This is a genomic window from Micromonospora profundi, assembly GCF_011927785.1.
In the GTDB taxonomy this organism is placed as follows: domain Bacteria; phylum Actinomycetota; class Actinomycetes; order Mycobacteriales; family Micromonosporaceae; genus Micromonospora; species Micromonospora profundi.
Genome location: NZ_JAATJK010000001.1, coordinates 5,678,543 through 5,696,855 on the forward strand (window position 1 = coordinate 5,678,543; position 18,313 = coordinate 5,696,855).

The 18,313-nt window shown below is 71.5% G+C and carries 21 protein-coding genes; 9 read left to right on the plus strand and 12 right to left on the minus strand.

All coding sequences use genetic code 11. The features are described 5' to 3' along the window. Positions 1-5: 5 nt before the first annotated feature. Genes F4558_RS25215 through F4558_RS25230 form a run of 4 tightly spaced genes read right to left on the minus strand, consistent with a single transcriptional unit; the run spans position 6 to position 3,394 of the window. Positions 6-1,529, minus strand: coding sequence for an FtsX-like permease family protein (locus F4558_RS25215; RefSeq protein WP_167946176.1), 1,524 nt, complete (start codon positions 1,527-1,529; stop codon positions 6-8). Next, entirely contained in the window at positions 1,526-2,227 is a 702-nt protein-coding gene (locus F4558_RS25220; protein WP_053652147.1) for an ABC transporter ATP-binding protein, read from the minus strand. The genes F4558_RS25215 and F4558_RS25220 overlap by 4 nt, the downstream gene beginning before the upstream one ends. Then, the gene (locus F4558_RS25225; RefSeq protein WP_053652145.1) at positions 2,224-2,760 is read right to left on the minus strand and encodes a PadR family transcriptional regulator; all 537 of its coding nucleotides are present in this window, start codon (positions 2,758-2,760) and stop codon (positions 2,224-2,226) included. Before F4558_RS25225 ends, F4558_RS25220 begins: the two co-directional genes overlap by 4 nt. 58 nt (positions 2,761-2,818) lie before the next feature. Beyond that, the gene (locus F4558_RS25230; protein WP_053652142.1) at positions 2,819-3,394 is read right to left on the minus strand and encodes a TIGR03086 family metal-binding protein; all 576 of its coding nucleotides are present in this window, start codon (positions 3,392-3,394) and stop codon (positions 2,819-2,821) included. A gap of 31 nt (positions 3,395-3,425) precedes the next feature. On the opposite strand from F4558_RS25230, the gene F4558_RS32015 reads away from it, so the two are divergent. After that, the gene (locus F4558_RS32015; protein ID WP_167946177.1) at positions 3,426-4,238 is read left to right on the plus strand and encodes a helix-turn-helix domain-containing protein; all 813 of its coding nucleotides are present in this window, start codon (positions 3,426-3,428) and stop codon (positions 4,236-4,238) included. Between the two features lie 7 nt (positions 4,239-4,245). Here F4558_RS32015 and F4558_RS25240 read toward each other — a convergent pair whose 3' ends face one another. Genes F4558_RS25240 through F4558_RS25265 form a run of 6 tightly spaced genes read right to left on the minus strand, consistent with a single transcriptional unit; the run spans position 4,246 to position 9,841 of the window. Then, positions 4,246-5,784, minus strand: coding sequence for a SpoIIE family protein phosphatase (locus F4558_RS25240; protein ID WP_167946179.1), 1,539 nt, complete (start codon positions 5,782-5,784; stop codon positions 4,246-4,248). A gap of 2 nt (positions 5,785-5,786) precedes the next feature. Continuing rightward, positions 5,787-7,148, minus strand: a complete 1,362-nt coding sequence (locus tag F4558_RS25245; RefSeq protein ID WP_167946181.1) for an ATP-binding protein — start codon at positions 7,146-7,148, stop codon at positions 5,787-5,789. Beyond that, positions 7,145-8,158, minus strand: coding sequence for a SpoIIE family protein phosphatase (locus F4558_RS25250; RefSeq protein WP_167947651.1), 1,014 nt, complete (start codon positions 8,156-8,158; stop codon positions 7,145-7,147). The genes F4558_RS25245 and F4558_RS25250 overlap by 4 nt, the downstream gene beginning before the upstream one ends. Then, positions 8,155-8,574, minus strand: coding sequence for an anti-sigma regulatory factor (locus tag F4558_RS25255; protein WP_053652133.1), 420 nt, complete (start codon positions 8,572-8,574; stop codon positions 8,155-8,157). The genes F4558_RS25250 and F4558_RS25255 overlap by 4 nt, the downstream gene beginning before the upstream one ends. Then, on the minus strand, positions 8,571-8,981 hold the full coding sequence (locus F4558_RS25260) for an STAS domain-containing protein (RefSeq protein ID WP_053652131.1): 411 nt from the start codon (positions 8,979-8,981) through the stop codon (positions 8,571-8,573). The genes F4558_RS25255 and F4558_RS25260 overlap by 4 nt, the downstream gene beginning before the upstream one ends. After that, positions 8,981-9,841: an STAS domain-containing protein gene (locus F4558_RS25265; protein WP_167946183.1), complete on the minus strand. Its 861-nt coding sequence runs from the start codon at positions 9,839-9,841 to the stop codon at positions 8,981-8,983. Before F4558_RS25265 ends, F4558_RS25260 begins: the two co-directional genes overlap by 1 nt. 166 nt (positions 9,842-10,007) lie before the next feature. Here F4558_RS25265 and F4558_RS25270 point away from each other — a divergent pair, with 166 nt between their 5' ends. Next, positions 10,008-10,364: an STAS domain-containing protein gene (locus tag F4558_RS25270; RefSeq protein WP_053652127.1), complete on the plus strand. Its 357-nt coding sequence runs from the start codon at positions 10,008-10,010 to the stop codon at positions 10,362-10,364. A 13-nt stretch (positions 10,365-10,377) separates the two neighbouring features. Here the strand turns inward: F4558_RS25270 and F4558_RS25275 are convergent, their stop codons facing one another. Beyond that, entirely contained in the window at positions 10,378-11,652 is a 1,275-nt protein-coding gene (locus F4558_RS25275; protein WP_053652125.1) for an MFS transporter, read from the minus strand. Between the two features lie 50 nt (positions 11,653-11,702). On the opposite strand from F4558_RS25275, the gene F4558_RS25280 reads away from it, so the two are divergent. From F4558_RS25280 to F4558_RS25295, 4 genes are all read left to right on the plus strand, one after another. Further along, positions 11,703-12,395 (plus strand): FadR/GntR family transcriptional regulator, encoded by a 693-nt coding sequence (locus F4558_RS25280; RefSeq protein WP_167946185.1) that lies wholly within the window; start codon positions 11,703-11,705, stop codon positions 12,393-12,395. A 39-nt stretch (positions 12,396-12,434) separates the two neighbouring features. Then, positions 12,435-12,908: a large conductance mechanosensitive channel protein MscL gene (mscL, locus tag F4558_RS25285; RefSeq protein WP_053652121.1), complete on the plus strand. Its 474-nt coding sequence runs from the start codon at positions 12,435-12,437 to the stop codon at positions 12,906-12,908. An 81-nt stretch (positions 12,909-12,989) separates the two neighbouring features. Beyond that, positions 12,990-13,241, plus strand: a complete 252-nt coding sequence (locus tag F4558_RS25290; protein ID WP_053652119.1) for a hypothetical protein — start codon at positions 12,990-12,992, stop codon at positions 13,239-13,241. Positions 13,242-13,546: 305 nt separating this feature from the next. Next, entirely contained in the window at positions 13,547-13,918 is a 372-nt protein-coding gene (locus F4558_RS25295) for a hypothetical protein (protein ID WP_167946187.1), read from the plus strand. A 28-nt stretch (positions 13,919-13,946) separates the two neighbouring features. On the opposite strand, the gene F4558_RS25300 is transcribed toward F4558_RS25295, so the two are convergent. Next, on the minus strand, positions 13,947-14,999 hold the full coding sequence (locus F4558_RS25300) for a LuxR C-terminal-related transcriptional regulator (RefSeq protein ID WP_245242330.1): 1,053 nt from the start codon (positions 14,997-14,999) through the stop codon (positions 13,947-13,949). 66 nt (positions 15,000-15,065) lie between these two features. On the opposite strand from F4558_RS25300, the gene F4558_RS25305 reads away from it, so the two are divergent. The 3 genes from F4558_RS25305 to F4558_RS25315 all read left to right on the plus strand — a co-directional run bounded on the left by F4558_RS25305 (position 15,066) and on the right by F4558_RS25315 (position 18,274). After that, a complete protein-coding gene (locus F4558_RS25305) occupies positions 15,066-15,785 on the plus strand; it encodes a PP2C family protein-serine/threonine phosphatase (protein WP_167946191.1) in 720 nt (239 codons plus the stop codon). 51 nt (positions 15,786-15,836) lie between these two features. Next, a complete protein-coding gene (locus tag F4558_RS25310) occupies positions 15,837-17,027 on the plus strand; it encodes a GNAT family N-acetyltransferase (RefSeq protein ID WP_167946193.1) in 1,191 nt (396 codons plus the stop codon). A gap of 62 nt (positions 17,028-17,089) precedes the next feature. Further along, entirely contained in the window at positions 17,090-18,274 is a 1,185-nt protein-coding gene (locus tag F4558_RS25315; protein WP_167946195.1) for a hypothetical protein, read from the plus strand. Positions 18,275-18,313 lie beyond the last annotated feature (39 nt).

Sequence of the window (18,313 nt, forward strand, 5' to 3'; positions counted from 1 at the left end):
CGAAGTCACGCCGTGCGCAGCTCGTCCACAGCGGTGCTCATGCGCAGGAAGAGCAGGCCGACACCGACCGTCACCAGCACCGCCGCCAACGCGCCGGCACCGAGCCAGGCCAGATGCTCCAGGGGTACGGCGACAGCGCGCTCGGCACTGCCGGTCTGCACGAGCCGGGTGTACTGCGCACGGGTGGCCGGGTCTGCGCAGAGCGCGGCCGTGGCCTCGCAGACCTCGCTCGTCAACTCTCCGTTCCCCACCGACGGAAAGAGCCCCCGACCGAGCGACGCTCCCACTGTGAGGGCGAGCAGGATCGCCGGCACCGCTGGCGCGAGCGCCTGCCAGGCCACGGATCGGCTCAGCGTGGCGCGGGGCACGCCGGTGGCGACAAGCGCGGCGTACGCCCGCCGACGGGCGACGATGCCCTCGACAAGCGCGACCATCAGCCCGCAGGCAGCGAGCAGCACGGACACCCCTACCGCGGCGTCGACAAGGTCCATTGTCGCCAAATAGAACGGATCGGAGCCGGCGGCCACGCCGGCGAGCCGGTTCTGCTCCCGTGCGAGCGAGTCCTGGGCGACGAAGTAGGCGCGCAGCGCCGCCGCGCCGGCACCGAAGATCACGGCGGCCAGCAGGGCCGCGAACGTACGACTGCCCGCCCACGGGTCGGCCATCAGCCTGCCCGCCGCGAGCAATGCCGGTGCGCGGCGGGCGTGCCGTCGCAGCAGACGCCCGCAGGTGTACGAGATCCAGCCGGTGCCGGAGAGCACTCCGACCATCGCCACCAGGCCGCCCACAGTGAACAGCAGCGGCACCAGCCAGTTCACCAGCGACGCGTTGCCGCTGAAGCGGTAGGCCACCGGACGCACCGCGACGAAGCAGAGCAGCCCCAGCCCGATCAACGGCCCCGCCCACAGGCGGGGACCACGCTCCCGGGCGGCTCTGCGGCTCACCCCGAGCGGACTCGTGGTGACAGTGCGCAGCATCAGAGCCGTGGCCAGGGCCGCGATCAACGGCAGCCCCAGCACCACCGCCGCAATTGCGCCGGCCGACGGCAGCACGTCGGTGGGTAGCGCCAACCGGCCCTGCGCGTCCGGCCGGTGCAGCAGCTCCCGCCCACCGAGATAGACAGCCAACCCGGCGAGGGTGCCGAGCAGGCTCGCCAGGCCGGTCTCCAGTACGGCCAGGCGCGTCACCTGACCGGGGGTGGCGCCGGCCAGCCGGAGCGCGGCCAGCCGCCGGTCCCGGGCCGGCGCGCCGAGCCGGGCGCACTGCCCGGCAAGCGTCAGCACCGGAACGGCGAGCATGAGCAGCGCGAACGCCGTACCCCCGCGCAGCCCCGGCTCCCGCAGCAACGCGTTGCGGTACTGCTCGGACTCCACATAGGCGTCGCCTGCGGGTTTCTGGATGGCCAGCACTGTGAGCGCCGCCAGCCCGGCCAGGGTCGCCAGCAGGGCGCTGAGCGCGGTGAGCACCGCACGGGCCGTGTCGGTGCGGTTGCCCGCAAGCGCCAGCCGGACCAGCGTCGCCAGCTTCACCGCTGGCCGCCGGCCACCGGCAGGTCGAGCCCCAGGCCGGTGTGGTCCACCAGGCCGTCGCGCAGCACGATCTCCCGATCGGCGTACGCGGCGATTCGCGGCTCGTGGGTGACAAGCACGACGGCGGTGCGCTGCTCGCGGGCGAGCCGGACCAGTTGGGTGAGGACCTGCTCACCGGTGAGCGTGTCCAGTGCGCCGGTCGGCTCGTCGGCGAAGAGCACCCGAGGCTCGGTGACAAGCGCCCGCGCGGTGGCGCAACGCTGCTGCTGACCGCCGGACATCTCACCCGGCCGCACGTCGGCCAGCTCGGCCACCCCGAACCGCTCCAACCAGGTGAGCGCCGCCGTCCGTGCCTCTCGCCGCCCCGTGCCGGCGAGGAGCAGTGGCAGTGCGACGTTCTCCGCTGCGGTCAGCTCGGCGACCAGTTGGCCGAACTGGAACAGCACCCCGAACTCGGTGCGCCGTAGCCGGGAACGGGCCGCCTCCGACCAGGTGTCGATGCGGTGCCCACGCCAGGTGACCTCGCCTGCGTCCGGCCGGAGGATCCCGGCGAGGCAGTGCAGCAGCGTCGACTTGCCGCAGCCGCTCGGACCGGTGACGGCGACGATCTCGCCCTCGGCCACGTCGAGGGTCACGCCACGCAGGGCGGGGGTCGGGCCGTACGCCCGAACCACCCCGCGAGCCTGGAGTTGCGTCACGGATGCACCTCCCGGTACCAGTCGGCGACCCGGTCCAGGGTGGTGTGCAACCACCGCAGGTCCGCATCGAGGTGTGCGATAGCGAAGTCGGCAGCGATCACATCGCTGACGGAGGCCGCCGGGTCGGTCTTGACCGAGGTCAGCTCACGCAACCGTGCGGTGTGCGCGGCGCGCTGTGCGACCAGGTACGACCGGGCCCTGTCGATGTCGGCGACAAGCAGCGCCACCACGACCTTGGTGAAGAGCGTGCTGGCCACGTACGGCATCGGCGTCTCGACAGCGGACAGCCACTCGTCCAGAGCGGACCGCCCGTCACCCGTCAGCTCGTACGCCGTGCGGTCCGGACCGGACGCCCGGTCCTGGCCGGCGGCGGCCACGAGGCCGTCCCGTTCGAGGCGGCCGAGGGTCGCGTAGACCTGCCCGAAGGCCAGCGGTCGAGCCCGGGGCAGCCGCTCGTCGTGCGCCCGCTTGAGTTCGTAGCCGTGCCGGCTGCCCCCAGCGAGCAACCCGAGCAGAACATGTGGCGTCGACACGCCACCACTATTCGCTCAGCGAATACCCGTGTCAACACCCCCTGTGGGGCGGGGTGGGTCAGGTTGAGGTGGGCCAGGTGGGGGCGCGGCCGGTCTGGGCCAGAAGGCGGTGCAGATCGGGCACGTCATCGACGGTGGTAGGTGGCGGGTCCGCGAAGACGCCCATCTTGCGGGCCGTCGGCCCCAACTGCTCGACCAGCTCGTGCAGCGCGGCAACGGCCTCCGGAGCCGGCTGGTAAGGCTGGCCGGTCGCCACAGCGAGGTCCCAGCCGTGCACTGTGAGGTCCAGCAGCGCCATGCCGCCCACGACGGCCTGTGGCATGCCCATGCCCGGCGACACGCCCTCCAACGTGGACGGATCCGACCAGGCGGCGACCAGCCGGTCCGCCTCCACAGCGAACCGGTCCCGCCAGCCGTCGCCGAGGTGGTCGGGCTTCTCGGCCCACTCGACCGGCCGTTTGGCTGCCAACTCCTGGAAGTTCACCACCACATCGAACAGGTGGTTCAACAGATCGCGGACCACGTATTCGCGGCACGGCGTGGGCAGGTCGAGTTGGTCGTCGGCGATGCCGCCTACCACGCCGACGGTTCGCGGCGCGGCAGCCGCCAGCAGATCGCTAGTCTGAGTGGCCATAGGGCCAGCGTATGAAGGTGGTCTTGAAGAAATGCGACAGCGACCGCGCGATGACAGCCGGGGCATTCTCGACCCCGCGCGGTTGCTGCGCGAGGTCCGCTTCCGCCGACACCTGCCGGCCGAGCCGCTGCGCCAGTGGGTCGAGCACTACTGGTTGATCGACTGGGCGTTGAGCGCACCGTTCGAGCAGCGGGTGGTGCCACACCCGGCGGTCAACGTGGTGTTCCAACGCGACGACAGCGGAGGCGACGGCCGCGTACCCGAGGTTGGGGAGGTGGCAGGTGTCGGCCTGGGCCTGTTCCGGATCACGCTGACCGGCACGGGCCGGGTCTGCGGCGTCCAGTTCCGCCCCGGCGGGTTCCGCCCGTTCTGGCGGCGGTCGATCGCCGAGTTGACAGGTCGCCGTCTGCCGCTGCCCGCCGGCCGGCTGCGACGGCCCGACCTCGACGTCTGCGCGGGCACCGACGAGGACCGCCGCCGCGCGCTGGACGCCGCCCTCACCGCCTGGGCGCCCGAGCCGGACCCGGCCGCCGAGGAGGCCATCGCGCTGGCCGAGGCGATCCGGACGGACCGCACCGTGCTGCGCGTCGACGAGTTCGCCGCACGTCACGACCTCCCGGTCCGCCGGCTACAGCGGCTGTTCACCGAGTACGTGGGGGTCGGCCCCAAGTGGGTGATCCGCCGCTACCGGCTTCAGGAGGCAGTCGAGCAGGCGGCCGGTGGCCCGCTGAACTGGGCGGATCTGGCCGTCGACCTCGGGTACAGCGACCAGGCGCACCTGGTGCGCGACTTCACCGCCGTCGCCGGTGTGTCACCCGCCGCGTACGCCCGGTCGGTACGCTGACGTCGACTCAGCGGCGGCGCAGCACGACAACGGCCACGTCGTCGTGGATCTTCGGTGGGGCCAACTGCGTCAGCAGCCGGTCACAGAACCGGTTGAGATCCTCGTCCACTGTGACTGCCACTGCGGCGAGCGCGGCCATCCCCTCGTCGATCGTGGCGTCCCGGCGCTCGATCAACCCGTCGGTGTAGAACACGAGCGTGGCACCGGCGGGCAGCACGAACTCCAGGTCGGCGGGACGGGGCGCGCGAACGCCGAGCAGCGGCGCCGAGTGCTGCACGAACTCGATCTTGCCGTCCATTGTGAGCACCGGCGGCAGATGGCCGGCGCTGGCCAGCCGGACCCGACCGCTCGGCGGGTGCAGCAGCAGGACGCAGAGCGTGGCCAGCTCGTTCGGCAGCAGGGTCCGCATGAGCTCGTTGACCCGGTGCAGGATCTCGCCGGGCTGGTGCCCCTCGACCGCATACGCCCGCACCGCGTGCCGCAGCTCGGCCATCACTGTGGCGGCGTGCAGCGAGTGGCCGGCCACGTCACCGATCGCCAGCAGGAGATGCCCGTCGAGCATCACCAGTTCGTAGAAGTCGCCACCCACCTCGGTCTGCGCGCTTGCCGGCTCGTAGCGCACCGCGAGGTCCAGCCCTGCCACCTCGGGCAGCCGGCGCGGAAGAAGGCTGCGTTGCAGGGTGACGGCGATGCGGTGCTCCTCGTCGAACGAGCGTTGAGCCTCCACCGCCGCCGCCACCGCCTGGGCGAGCTGCACGAGCACCGGCGTCCGGGCGGTCTGGGTGGCGGTCGGGACCACCACGTACAGCGGCGCGCGGTCCTCCCGCAGCCGCGCGGCGGCGACAGTCACCGAGTCGTCGGCCGGCCATTCGATGAGCGCCCAGTTCGCCGGAGCCTCCACGCGGACCGTGGCACCGGTCGGGACGCCGGTGTCATCGACGATCCACGGCACGATTGTCGCCTCGGCCCCCGGGCCGGCGCAGATCCCGGCGAGGCAGTCACCGTCGAACGTCTCTGCGATCACCGCCGCCGGGCTCTTGAAGATCTCCGCAGCGCCCGCCGCTGCAACTTCCAGCAACCGCGTGAAATTCGGCGCGGCGTGTACTGCCACAGTCGTGTCGGCGAGCCCGAGCAGTCGCTCGGCGAGCAGTTCGGCGCGCTGTCGGGCCTGGTAGTAACGCAGCACCGCCCGGGTTGTGGCGATCAGCTCTTCCGGCTCGATCGGCTCGGTCAGATAGGCGTCCGCGCCTCGGGTCAACCCCTGGGCGCGGTCGGCGACGTCCACCGCGTGCGCGGACACGTGGATCACCGGCGTCGCCGGATGGGACGCCTTGATCCGCTCGCACACCTCGTAGCCGCTCAGGTCGGGCAGCCGGACGTCGAGCACCACGAGGTCGATCCGGTCCGTGTCGACCCGGACCAGCGCCTCGGCGCCGTTCTCCGCTTCCAGCACCGTGAACCCGGCACGGGTCAGCCAACTGACGAGCAGGTACCGCTTGGTGCGGCTGTCATCGACCACCAGGACGGTCGCCGCCCCGCCCTCCACCGTCACGCTCCGCCGGAGGGGAGGGAAACCGTGAAGGTGCTGCCCCGACCGGGCTCACTGCTCAGCTCAAGCGTCCCCCCGAGCAGGGTCACCAACCGCCGGGCGTACGGCAGGCCGAGGCCGGTGCCACCGACCCGGGTTGCGCCCGGCACCTGATAGAACTCCTCGAAGATCCGCTCGTGCAGCTCGGGGGCGATTCCCGGGCCGGTGTCGCTGACCTCGAAGACCCACCGGTCGTCACGGCGCCGGGCGCGCAGCCGCACCTCGCCGCGCTCGGTGAACTTCAGCCCGTTGTGCAGCAGGTTACGCAGCACCTGGCCGAGCAGCACCTCGTCGGTACACAGGACGGCCGGCGCGATCGGCTCCTCCACCACCAACTCCACCTCCGGCCTGGTGGCCAGCGCGCGCAGCGTACCGCGCAGTTGGCCGAAGACGGGGCGCAGATCGACGTCCGCCCAGTCCGGTTGGATCCGGCCGGACTCCGCCTTTGCCAGATCCAGCAGTTCGTTCACCAAGCCGAGCAGGTCGGACGCCGAGGAACGGATCAGACCGACCTGGCGTGCCTGTTCGGCGGTGAGCGGGTCGGAGGCGGAGTCGGAGAGCAACCGCCCCAACCCGATGATCGCGGTTACGGGAGCGCGCAGCTCGTGGCTCACGTTCGCCAGGAACCGGCTCTTGGACTCGCTCGCCCCGCGCAACTGGGCCGACTTCTCGTCCAGCTCCGCGTATAGGGCGACGACACCCCGGTTGGTCTCCTCCAACTCCTCGGTGAGCTGGTTGTAGAGCGCCAGCACGCCACGGTTGGTTTCGGCCAACTCCTCGTTCAGCACTGCCAACTCGTCGCGTTGGCTGCGCACCTCGTCGAGAGCCGCGATCAGCTGCCCGTTCTGCACCGTCAACTCGTCCAACGCGCTGGACGGAGCGCTCAAACCGAGCTCGGCACGGAACTCGGCGAGGCGCTCCGGAGTCGGCGTCGGCGCGTTGGCCGGGACTCGTCGGGACATCCTCACGACCGTAACGCCTTCGACGGTCGCCGCGCTCAGTCTGTCGACCAGGCGGGACACCGCGCCGGACTGCGGCTCGTACCGACCGCCAGGCAGAGGGGTCACCGGGGCGAGGTCGGCACCCAGGTGGAACCTGCCGTCGGGGCCGGCGTCGATGTGGAAGGACACGTCCGCGCCACCGCAGGCTCGCAGCAGGTCCCTGGCGACCTCGCTGAGCGCGGTGGCGATGCGGACCTGGTCCTGGTGTTCCAGGCCCACCACGGCGGCCACCTCGCGACCCCGCTGACGGATCACGAAGATGTCATGCTCTACCCGTAGCGTCATCTGCAGCAACGGCAGCGCGCCCGGCTCGCCACTCATGTCCAGGACCTCGCGGCCAGTACGCAGGCGTCGTCGCGGCGTGTGCCCGCGTCGCGCAGCAGTGTCGCCGCCACCACGAGCGGGGAATGGCCGGCGATGTCCGGGTAGTCGGTCAACCGCCAGCGGTCGACCACGCCGTCACTGTGCATCACCAGCAGCGCGCCGGGACCGAACGGATAGTCGTACCCCCGGACGGTCGGCCGTTGGTGCCCGGCGATGCCGGGCAGCGATACCAGCCCACGACGTTGACCGCCGCCCTCGACAACCATTCCGGCGATGTTGCCCAGGCCGGCGTAGTGCAGCACGCCCTCCTCGGGCACCAGCTCCGCCACCGCCAGGGCGGCACCCCTGGTGTACGACATGGACCGGTGCAGGTGGCTGACCACAGCCGCGGGTGGGCTGGCCGGCGCGTCACGGAACGCGGCAAGCGCCGCCTCGGTCGCGGCGGCAGCCAGCGGGCCGTGCCCGAGGCCATCGCTTACCAGCACCTGATGCCGCCCTTCGACGACCCGGACGGCGTACCCGTCGCCGCTTACCGTCTCGCCGGTCAGTGGCCGAGTGAGAGCGCCGGCCCAGGACGGTCGGGGAGGTGCCGCCGGCCAGACCTGCACAGCGAGTACGGTGCCCCGCCCCGGGAGCGAGTACCCGTCGAACGAGCTGGCCTGGCGGACGATGGCGCCGAGGCCGATGCCGAGCGTGCCCGTGGTGGAGTGCCCGTCCTGGGACGAGACGGTCAGGTCGGCCATGCCGGGGCCGGAGTCGATGGCCACCATCTCCACGCCGGCCTCTCCGCCGCGGCGGACGGGCCGGAGCAGCAGGACGCCCTCGTCGGCGTGCTTGACGAGGTTGCTGGTCAGCTCGGCCGCGACGATGGCCAGGTCGGCGATGCGCGCCGGAGCCATCTCCAGCTGCGCGCCGAGGCGTTCGGCGGCGCGCCGTACGGCGCTGGCGGTGCTGCTGGCCTCCACCCGGAACCAGAGGCCACTGTCAGTTATCAGGTCCCCGTTCACCGGGACCACTTGGTGACCGTGATGCGCGTGCCGGTTTCCTGCGACGTCTCGATCTCGAAATCGTCAACCAGCCGGCGAGACCCGCTGAGTCCGAGGCCGAGGCCGCCGCCGGTGGTGTAGCCGTCGGTCAGGGCCAGGTCGAGGTCGGCGATGCCGGGCCCGGAGTCGGCGAAGACGATCCGTACGCCCTTACGTCGGCCGTTGTCCACGATGGTCACCTCGACGGAGCCACCACCGCCGTACACGAGGGTGTTGCGGGCCAGTTCGCTCGCCGCCGTGACCACCTTGGTCTGGTCGACCAGGGACAGCTTGACAGCCACCGCGACGGCACGCACCAGCTGCCGGACGCGGACCACGTCCTCGTCGCTGCGGATCGACTGCGCCTGCGGCGGGCCCACGTCGACGCCAACGGTCATGGCCTGGCCGTCTCGGCGTCCGCGTCGTCGTCGTACTGGTCGTCTGACTCGTCGCCGCGAGCCGCCGCGACCAGCTCCATGCCCCGCTCGACGTTCAGGGCGGTACGGATGCCGTTGAGCGACAGTCCCAGCTCGACCAGTGTGATGGCGACGGCCGGACGCATCCCGACCACCACCGTCTCCGCGTCGAGCACCTTGGAGATCGACGCGATTGTGGAGAGCATCCGCCCGACGAACGAGTCGACGATGTCCAGCGCGGTGATGTCGATGATGACGCCGTGGCAGCCGGTGGCCACGATCCGCTCGGCAAGATCCTCCTGGAGCTGGACCGCCGTCTGGTCGGACATGTCGAGCTGGATGGAGACGAGCAGGATGTCGCCGATCTTGAGGATCGGCACGCGCTCCATCAGGCGTCCCGGCGTGACTGGCGACGCGCGGTTTCCACCCCGTTGAGCCGCAGCACGTGGCGCAGCGCGTCGGCGAGGCTCGCCTTGGTGGCGATGTCGCCGAACTCGATGCCGAGGGCGACGATGGTCTGCGCGATCTGCGGGCGGATGCCGGAGATGATGCAGTCGGCGCCCATCAGCCGGGCGGCCACCACTGTCTTCAGGATGTGCTGGGCGACCTGGGTGTCGACCGCCGGCACGCCGGTGATGTCGATGATCGCGTACGGGGAGCCCGTGTCGACAAGGGTCTGGAGCAGGCGCTCCATCACCACCTGGGCCCGGGCGGAGTCCAGGGTGCCGACCAGCGGGACGGCGACCACGCCCTCCCAGAGCTTGACCACCGGCGTGGAGAGTTCGAGCAACTGCTCGGCCTGGTCGGCGATCAGGCTCTCCCGGGTACGGACGAAGCTCTCGAAGGTGAACAGGCCCATCTCGTCGACAAGCCCGGAGAAGGCCACGTAGTCGCGCAGTTTGTCGTCGCCGCCGACCTCCTCGACGAGGGGGACCAGCACCTCCTTGAGCGCGAAGATGCTGATCGCGGTCTCGGTGGCGGAGAACCCCTGCCGGGCCCTGCCCCGGGACAGCTCGGAGAGCGCTGCGCGCAGCTCGGCAGCACTGTCGGCGGACAGGTCGATGGCACCCTGTCCACCGGTGGTGACGATGGCGTGGTGCAGGTCCTGCACCTGCCGGCGCAGCTCGGCCTGGCTCAGCCGGCCGCGCAGCGAACCGGCGATGATCTCGGTCCATCGCTGCGTGACCCGCTCGGCGTGGCCGCCGAGCAGCGCGGCGAGTCGACCACTTTCCTCGGCGTTCAACGCCATTGCGAAAACCCCCCTCGACCTGGACCGGCCGGACTCTATCACCGGGGGCCGTAGAGCTAGTTGCTCCGTAGCAACGGAATGACGACGGCCACCGGATCTTGCCGCCCGATCTGCGTACGACACTCGTCGTGGGATACCGTTCCCCCGATAACAGGAGGTCTGGCTTATGTCCTTGACGGTGCACACGGAACAACGCGGCGACGTGGTCGTCGTGTCGGTCGCGGGCGAACTGGACATGGCAACAGCACCGCAGTTGCAGGACCAGATCACCGACCTGCTCGACAAGGGCCGTAGCCGGTTGGTGTTCGACCTGGCCGAGGTCTCGTTCTGCGACTCGACAGGTCTGTCGGTCTTCGTGCGGGCCAAGAACAGCTGCGACGAAGCCGGCGGCGTGGTGCGCCTGGCTGCCCCTCAGCGGGGCGTGCTGCGCATCCTCGAGGTGAGCGGGCTGGTCGAGGTGCTGCACACGTATCCGACGGTGGACGAGGCAGTAGCCGGCGAACCGACACCGGCCTCCTCCTGACCGCTGCGGCTGATCACTCGTCCTCGACGTAGCGGGGACGAGCGATCGCCATGCCCGCTGTCGTCTGCACCGCGAGCGCGGCCAGCAGGAACCCGAGCGGCGCCGTCCAGCCTCCGGTGACCTCGTAGAGGATGCCGACCATCAGCGGGCCGAGGGCGGCGATCACGTACCCGGTGCTCTGCGCGAACGCGGACAGCGCCACGGTCCCCTCGGCGGTGCGGGAGCGCAGGCCGATGGCGGTCAGGATCATCGGGAACGCCCCCTGGCCGATCGCCAGCAGAGCCACCCAGAGCAGCGCGGCGCTGTGCGGGGCGATCGCCAACCCCAGGTAGGCCAGTGCGGACGCGGCGGTCAGCCCGAGCACCAGCGGACGCAGGGTGGCCAGTCGGCCGGCCACGGTGGGCATGAGCAGCGCGATCGGCACGCCGAGCGCTGTCACCCCGGCGAGCAGCAGCCCCGCCGATTCCGGCTGGTAGCCGGCGTCCCGGAAGAGCTGGGCCAGCCAGCCCATGATCGCGTACCCGCTGAGTGACTGCGCCCCGAAGTAGATGGCCATCGCCCAGCCCAGCCGGGTCCGTTCCGGCCTGATCCGGGCCGACGCGGCGGGGCGCGGTGTCGGGGTCGCCCGCCGCGCGGCCGCCCGGGTCCGCAGCGCCAGCGGCACCCACGGGAGTACGGCCAGCGCGGCGAGCGCGGCCCAGATGCCCAGACCGGCCCGCCACGACCCGAAGGCGTGCGCGATCGGCACCGCGGTCGCCGCGGCCACCGTCGTGCCCACTGTCAAAGCCATCGTGTACGCCCCGGTGACCAGGCCGGTGCGGTGCGGGAAGTGCTGCTTGACGAGCATCGGCAGCAGGATGTTCGCCACCGCGATGCCGGCCAGCGCCAGTGCGCTGGTGAGGACGAAGACCCAGGTCGAGTCGGTGAGGACCCGCAGAACCTGACCGAGGGCCAGGGCGAACATGGCGACCACCAGCACCCGGGCCGGCGCCACCTTGCGGACCAGCCACGGGGTGAGCGCGCCGAGGCCGGCGAAGGCGATTGTCGGCAGGGTGGTGACGAGGCCCGCGGTGACCCCGGACAGCCCCAGCCCGTCGCGGATCTCGTCGAGCAGCGCGCCGAGGCTGGTGACGGCGGCGCGCAGGTTGAGCGCCACCAACAGCATCCCGACGAGTACGAGCGCGCCTCCGGTCGCCGGTGGGACCCGACGGCCCGCGCGGGTGTCACCCGCATTGGGGAGGGCGACGGGAGCGGGCGCCGCCGGAGCGGCGGTAGGTGGCGGGGTCATGACCTCTAACCTACAATCATGGGATGAATTCGGGACCGGTGATGTAACCAGTGCCACCCTCAGTTGATTCCCCCGCAGCGCCGCTGGTGCCGCCGCGCGGGCACCGGGTCCGTCAGACCATCGAGCAGCTCAGGTCGCGGATCCTGGGCGGCGAGTGGCCGGTCGGCGGGCGCATCCCCACCGAGCCACAGTTGGTCGCCGCGCTGGGTGTCGGGCGCAACACCGTCCGCGAGGCCGTCCGCGCGCTTCAGCACGCGGGCGTGCTGGAGTGCCGGCAGGGCTCCGGCACGTACGTGGTGTCCACCGACGAACTGGCGCCGGTGGTGGCCCGCCGACTCGGCGACGACCGGATGACCGAGGTCGTCGAGGTACGGCGCGCCTTCGAGGTGGAAGCGGCCCGGCTCGCCGCGCTGAGGCGTACCCCGGAGGACCTGGCGGCGCTCGACGGCGCGCTCGCCGAACGTGAGGCGGCCTGGCGCGGCGGCCACGTCGACGCGTTCGTCGAGGCCGACGCAGCCCTGCACACGGTGGTGGTCGCCGCCGCGCACAACGCCATGCTCGCCGAGCTGTACGCCTCGGTCGGCACCGCCCTGCGCAGCACCGTCGCCCAGGCGATGGGTGACGCGCTCACCCCTGAGCGCTACGTCGACCACACCCGGCTGGTCGAGGCGATCCGGGCCGGCGACCCGGCGTTGGCAGCCATCGAAGCCGGCGCTTTTCTGGAGCCCGTGGCGGGGGCATAGGTTGTCCCCGACGGAAACCGGGCCACCTCAGGAGTACGGATGTTCAAGGGCTTCAAAGACTTCATCATGCGCGGCAACGTCGTCGACCTGGCGGTCGGTGTCGTCATCGGTGCCGCGTTCACGACGGTGGTCACGTCGCTGACCAACGCGTTCCTCAAGCCGCTTATCGCGCTGATCGTGCTGTTGATCACCGGTAAGGACAACGGCCTCGCGGGCGCGGCCTGGACGGTCCGCGGCGTCGAGTTCGACTGGATCAGCTTCGTCAACGCGGTGATCACCTTCCTGCTCACCGCGGCGGCGCTCTACTTCCTCGTGGTGTTCCCGATGAACAAGCTCGCCGAGCGGCGCAAGCGCGGCGAGGAGCCGCCGCCCTCCGCGCCGAGCGAGGAGGTCAAGCTGCTCACCGAGATCCGGGACGCCCTGGTCTCCGCCGGGCACGCCACCCCGGGCCAGCAGCGCGGCGCACTTGACGACGTGCTGGGTCGCCGCACCGAGCCGCCGGCGCCGCGCTGATCCGGCTGGATGCACATCGGCCCCTGCGGGATTCCCGCAGGGGCCGCACTTTCTCGTACGTGTGTTCGATAGAGTCCCGCCATGGAGCAGCGAAAGCACTGGTGGAACGGGAAATGGGGGCGGCTGGCCCGACGGGACGTCTTCCTGCGGGTGGACGCCGACCGGTGGCACGTCGAGCAACGTGCCGGCGGCGCCGAGGGCATCTCCCGGTTCTACGAGTACGGCAGTGCGGACGAGGCCGAGGAGACCATCCGGGCGCTGCTCGACGGCTCGGACGCCTGGCGTGAGCTGTCCCCGCGTCCACCCGGCGGTTGGACCCTCCCGAACAGCTGAGCGGGCGAGGCGGCGGGGCGGCGGCCCATCGCGGTCCCGGCGTCCCATCGCGGTCCCGGCGGCCCATCGCGGTCCCGGCGGCCCATCGCGGCCCGTCGACCCATCGCGGCCCGTCGGCGTCCGCCGCTCCGGACGCGGGAGGCGGTAGTGCTTTCGACGGTGATGACTCTGAGGCATATTGATACCTCAGAGTCATCACGCTCTCCGGGCCGATCGCCCCGTCGGCGGTCGCTGCCCGGCTGACAGCGGGTCGAGCGGGTCGGCGACGGCGTTTAGCGACGCGCCACCCCGGGAACCGCTGAAAAATGGACCAGCAGGACGCGCAGCAGGCGACCATCTCGCGGATCACCACCGGGATGCCGGTGATCGACGTCGCCGGCACCGAGATCGGGACCGTGGACCTCGTCCAGCGGGGTGACCCGAACGCGGTGACCGTGCAGTCGCCGACGGCCGACCCGGGCAGCAGCCTGGACGAGCTGATCGAGGCGACCGCAGTGGAGGAGCCGGACGTACCGGCCGATCTGGCGGCGCGACTGCTGCACACCGGCTACCTGAAGGTCTCCACGGAGTCGGCCGGCATCGGAGCCGTGTACGTCCCCGCCGACCGGATCGCCGCCGTCGCGGACGGCCGGGTGAGCCTCACGGTCGACGTGGCCGACCTGCCACCCGAGGAGTAACCCGAGCCCAGCGCTGTCCGCGGCTGGCTCAGCCGTCCACCGGAGCCGCAACCGACAGCCGCTGCCGAACGGCCCAGAGCGCCACCTCGGTACGCGACGCCGAGCCCGTCTTGCGCAGCAGGTTCGACACGTGCACGGTGACCGTACGCACCGAGATGCCGAGCGCCTTCGCGACCTGCTTGTTGGACATGCCAGCGACGAGGCAGCCCAGCACCTCGATCTCCCGGGCGGTCAGCTCCACGTCCAGCGGCGCGTCGACCGGGTCGGCTTCCGCCACCCGGCCGACGGGTGCTGTCGGCTGGCGCGGGCCGGGCAACCGTCGCAGCAGCGCGTCCGGCCCCTCTCCCGCGTGCGCGGCCAGCAGTTCGGTCAAGGCGTACGGGTTGCCGCCTGTACACCGCCAGACCGAGGCGACCAACCGGCCGGAAGGAAGGCTGCCGGCGTACACCTGGGTCAGGATTTCGGCGACCTCGGCCGGACGCAGCGGGCCGAGGTGCTGACGGACGGCGCCCCGGACGCCTGTGAGCCGGGCCAGCGCGCGGCGGGTGAGCTCCGGTGCCACCGCGTCGGCCGGCGGCCGGCTCGCCACCACGAGCAGGGCGGGCAGGTTGGCAACGGTGGCCAACTCACCGACCAGGTTGACGCTGGCGGGGTCGAGCGCGTGCAGATCGTCCACGACCAGTACGGCCGGACCGGCGCCGACGAGCAACTGGACGGTCCGCACGGCGAGGCGGAGCAGGGTGCCTGGCGCGTACCGCTCGCGGGGCGCTGTGGGCTGCTGGGCCAACCAGGCCAACGCGTCCGGCGGTAGGCCGAGCCGGCTGGTGTCTCGACCGGTGAGTACCGCGGCCAGCCAGTCGTACGGCGCGGGGCCGTGCACCCGGGCGGCGCCGGAGAGGATCAGCGCGGGACGCGGCGTGAAGGCGTCCACGGCGGCTGCGACCAGCAGACTCTTGCCCACTCCGGCCGCGCCGGTGAGCACCGCGACGCTCGGCGCCGGCCGGCGCGGCGACACCACCGCGGACCATGCCCGGTCGAGCTCGGCGAGCTCGCCGGCGCGTCCAACCATGGACACCGGCATCATTTCTTCACCCTACGCAGTAGTGCGTAGAGACGAAGGCGGGGTGTTCTTGGCAAGCTTGTCCCCATGACGCTGATCCTCCGCTCGGTCATCCTCAACGACATCGGTCTGGTTCGCACCAACAACGAGGACTCCGCCCTCGCCGGTGACCGCCTGATCGCCGTCGCCGACGGCATGGGCGGGCTGCCCGCGGGTGAGGTGGCGAGCGAGATCGTGATCCGGATTCTGGACGAGCTGGCACCGCCCACCGACCCCGACGGGGCCGCCGACGCCCTGCGTGCCGTGGTCAGCACCGCCAACCAGCGCATCCACGCCGCCATCACCGTCGACCCGGCCCGCGAGGGGATGGGCACCACGCTCACGGCGGCACTGCTGGCCGGCGAGACGCTCGTGCTGGCCCAGGTCGGTGACTCCCGCTGCTATCTGCTGCGCGACGGGGAGCTGACCCAGCTCACCCGCGACGACACGTTCGTGCAGGCACTTGTCGACCAGGGCACGCTCTCCCCCGATCAGGCCCGGCACCACCCGCAGCGGTCCCTGGTGACCCGGGCCGTGCAGGGTGCCGACACCCCACCGGCGGTCGGTGTGCTCACAGTCGTTCCCGGCGACCGGCTGCTGCTGTGCAGCGACGGGCTCTCCGACTACGTCGAGGACGAGGCGATCGCTGCGACGCTGGGCATGTACACCGACCGTCAGCAGTGCGGTGAGCAGTTGGTGAAGCTCGCCCACCACGCCGGCGCCCCGGACAACGTCACGGTAGTGGTCTCCGACGTCACGACCCGCTGACCTGGGCGCAATCCGGTTGCGGCGGATGCCGGCACCGGTTGGGATGGGCGGATGACCATCCGACGGGTGACGGCCGACGAGCGTCTCACCACCAGCTTCCCGCTGGCCGCGTACGCCTTCGAGTCGTCGCCGCTCGGTGCCGCCCGGGTCGAGGAGTTCCGCGACTACCTGCCCTACCACCAGGGCAACACGACGCTGGCCGTCGAGGAGAACGGCGAGACGCTGGCTGCCGCCTCAGCCATCCCGATGCGGCAGAACCTGCGCGGGTCGGTGCTGTCGATGGCCGGCGTCGCCGGTGTGGCCACCCATCCGCTGGCCCGCCGGCAGGGGCACGTCCGAGGACTGTTGCACCAACTCCTCGACGAGATGCGCGACGAGGGGCACCAGCTCACAGCGCTCTACCCGTTCCGGCCCAGCTTCTATGCCCGGTTCGGCTACATCGGGCTGCCCAAGCCGCGCACAGTCGCGTTCACGCCTGCCGATCTGGGGTCGCTGGTCCGCGCCGAACTGCCCGGCGAGGTGGGTTGGGAGCGGATCCGCGCCGGCTATCCCGCGTGGCGCGCGTTCACCGAACGCTGCCTGGCGGAACGCCACGGCTTCTCGATCTTCCCGGACTATCGGGACGTCGGCCTGCGCGACCGCGACGAGCACTGGCTGCTCACGGCCCGGGTGGACGGCGAGGTCACCGGCGTGCTCACGTACCGGATCGACGGCCACGGCGGCACGCTCATCGGCAACGAGCTGCTGGTCGCCGACCCGCTCGCCCGGATGCTGCTGTTGCAGTTCTTCGCCCGGCACGTCGACCAGGTCGACCGGGTCACCGTCCAGGTCCCGCCGGACGAGTTGCCGGAGCTGTGGCGCACCGACCTGGACGTACACGTCGAGGTGCGGGCGGGCCGGCCGGGTTCGTCCGCGCCGATGGCCCGGCTGCTGTCGCTGGACGCGCTCAGCGGGCTGTCCGCAGGCCCGGGCCGGGTCCGGGTCGAGCTGACCGGGGACCGGTGGCTGGCCGGCAGCCACCTGCTTGACGGTACGACCGGCGCGCTGGAGCTCCTGCCCGACGACAGCGCCCGGCTGCCTACGGCAACGCTCACCGCCGCCGGGCTCTCCGCCCTGGCGTACGGGGTGCTGGACCCCGCCGAGCTTCCGTTGCGCGGGCTCGGCGACGTACCTGTGGACGCCGCAGCCGAGCTGCGCGGGATCTTCCCCCGCGCGGTGCCGTACCTGTTCGCCGACTTTTAGCAGTTGGTTAAACCGGCCCGGCGGATTCGCTCCGGCGTCGTCGCGGCTCCTAGCATCACTGGGTGCGCCTGTCGTCGCTTGCCGCCCTGCTCGTCCTCGGTGTCGCCGCCGCGACCCTGCCCGCCTGCGCGTCCAACACGCCAGCGCCGGCCGCGTCGCCGTCCGACATGCCGGAGGGCATGGTGACCGGCGACCAGGGCGTCGCACCGACGGGCCGTGACGGTCTCGGCGGCCCGGGGGCCAGCGCGAGCCCGAAGCCTGCGGCGAAGTCGCTCGCCGCTGGCAACCCGAACGGCAAGGCCGTCGTGCCTGCGGAGGCACGCGCGGTGGACACCTCGAAGCCGACCCGGACCATCGGCACCGGCACCCCGGCGAGCTGCACCTCCGCGGCGGTGGTGAAGGCTGTCGCGGCCGGCGGCGTCATCGCGTTCGACTGTGGACCGGCGCCCGTGACGATCAAGATGGCCGCCACCGCGAAGGTCCGCAACGCCAACGGACCGAAGGTCGTGCTCGATGGCGGCGGCAGGGTCACGCTCAGCGGCCAGGGGAAGCGGCGCATCCTCTACATGAACACCTGCGACAGCGCCCAGGGCTGGACCACCTCGCACTGCCAGAACCAGGACCACCCGCAGCTCACAGTGCAGAACCTGACCTTCGCCGACGGCAACTCCACAGGCGACAAGGCTGAGGGCGGTGGCGGTGGAGCCATCTTCGTACGCGGCGGGCGGTTGAAGGTCGTCAACTCGCGCTTCGTCGACAACCGCTGCGACCGTACCGGCCCCGACCTGGGCGGCGCTGCCATCCGGGTGCTCAGCCAGTACGACAACAAACCGGTGTACGTGGTGGGCAGCACCTTCAACGGCGGCTCCTGCTCGAACGGAGGGGCGCTGAGCAGCATCGGCGTGTCGTGGGTGGTGCTCAACAGCGTGCTGAGCCGCAACGAGGCCATCGGCAACGGCGCCAACCCGGCCAAGTCCGGTACGCCGGGCGGCGGCAGCGGCGGCGCGATCTACTGCGACGGCAACGAGTTCACCGTACGGATCGCCGGCACGATCATCGAGAACAACAAGGCCAACGAGGGTGGCGGCGCGGTCTTCTTCGTCAGCAACAACCGCACCGGCACGATGAAGATCGAAAACTCCACCCTGCGCCACAACCCGAGCGGCAAGTTCGAAACTCGCGGCTATCCGGGCATCTTCTTCCTGGGCGCTCGCAACCCCACGGTGACGGGTTCGAAGCTCACCTGACCGTGGCTGAGGCTGGCCGCGCGCCGGGCGGCGATGCTG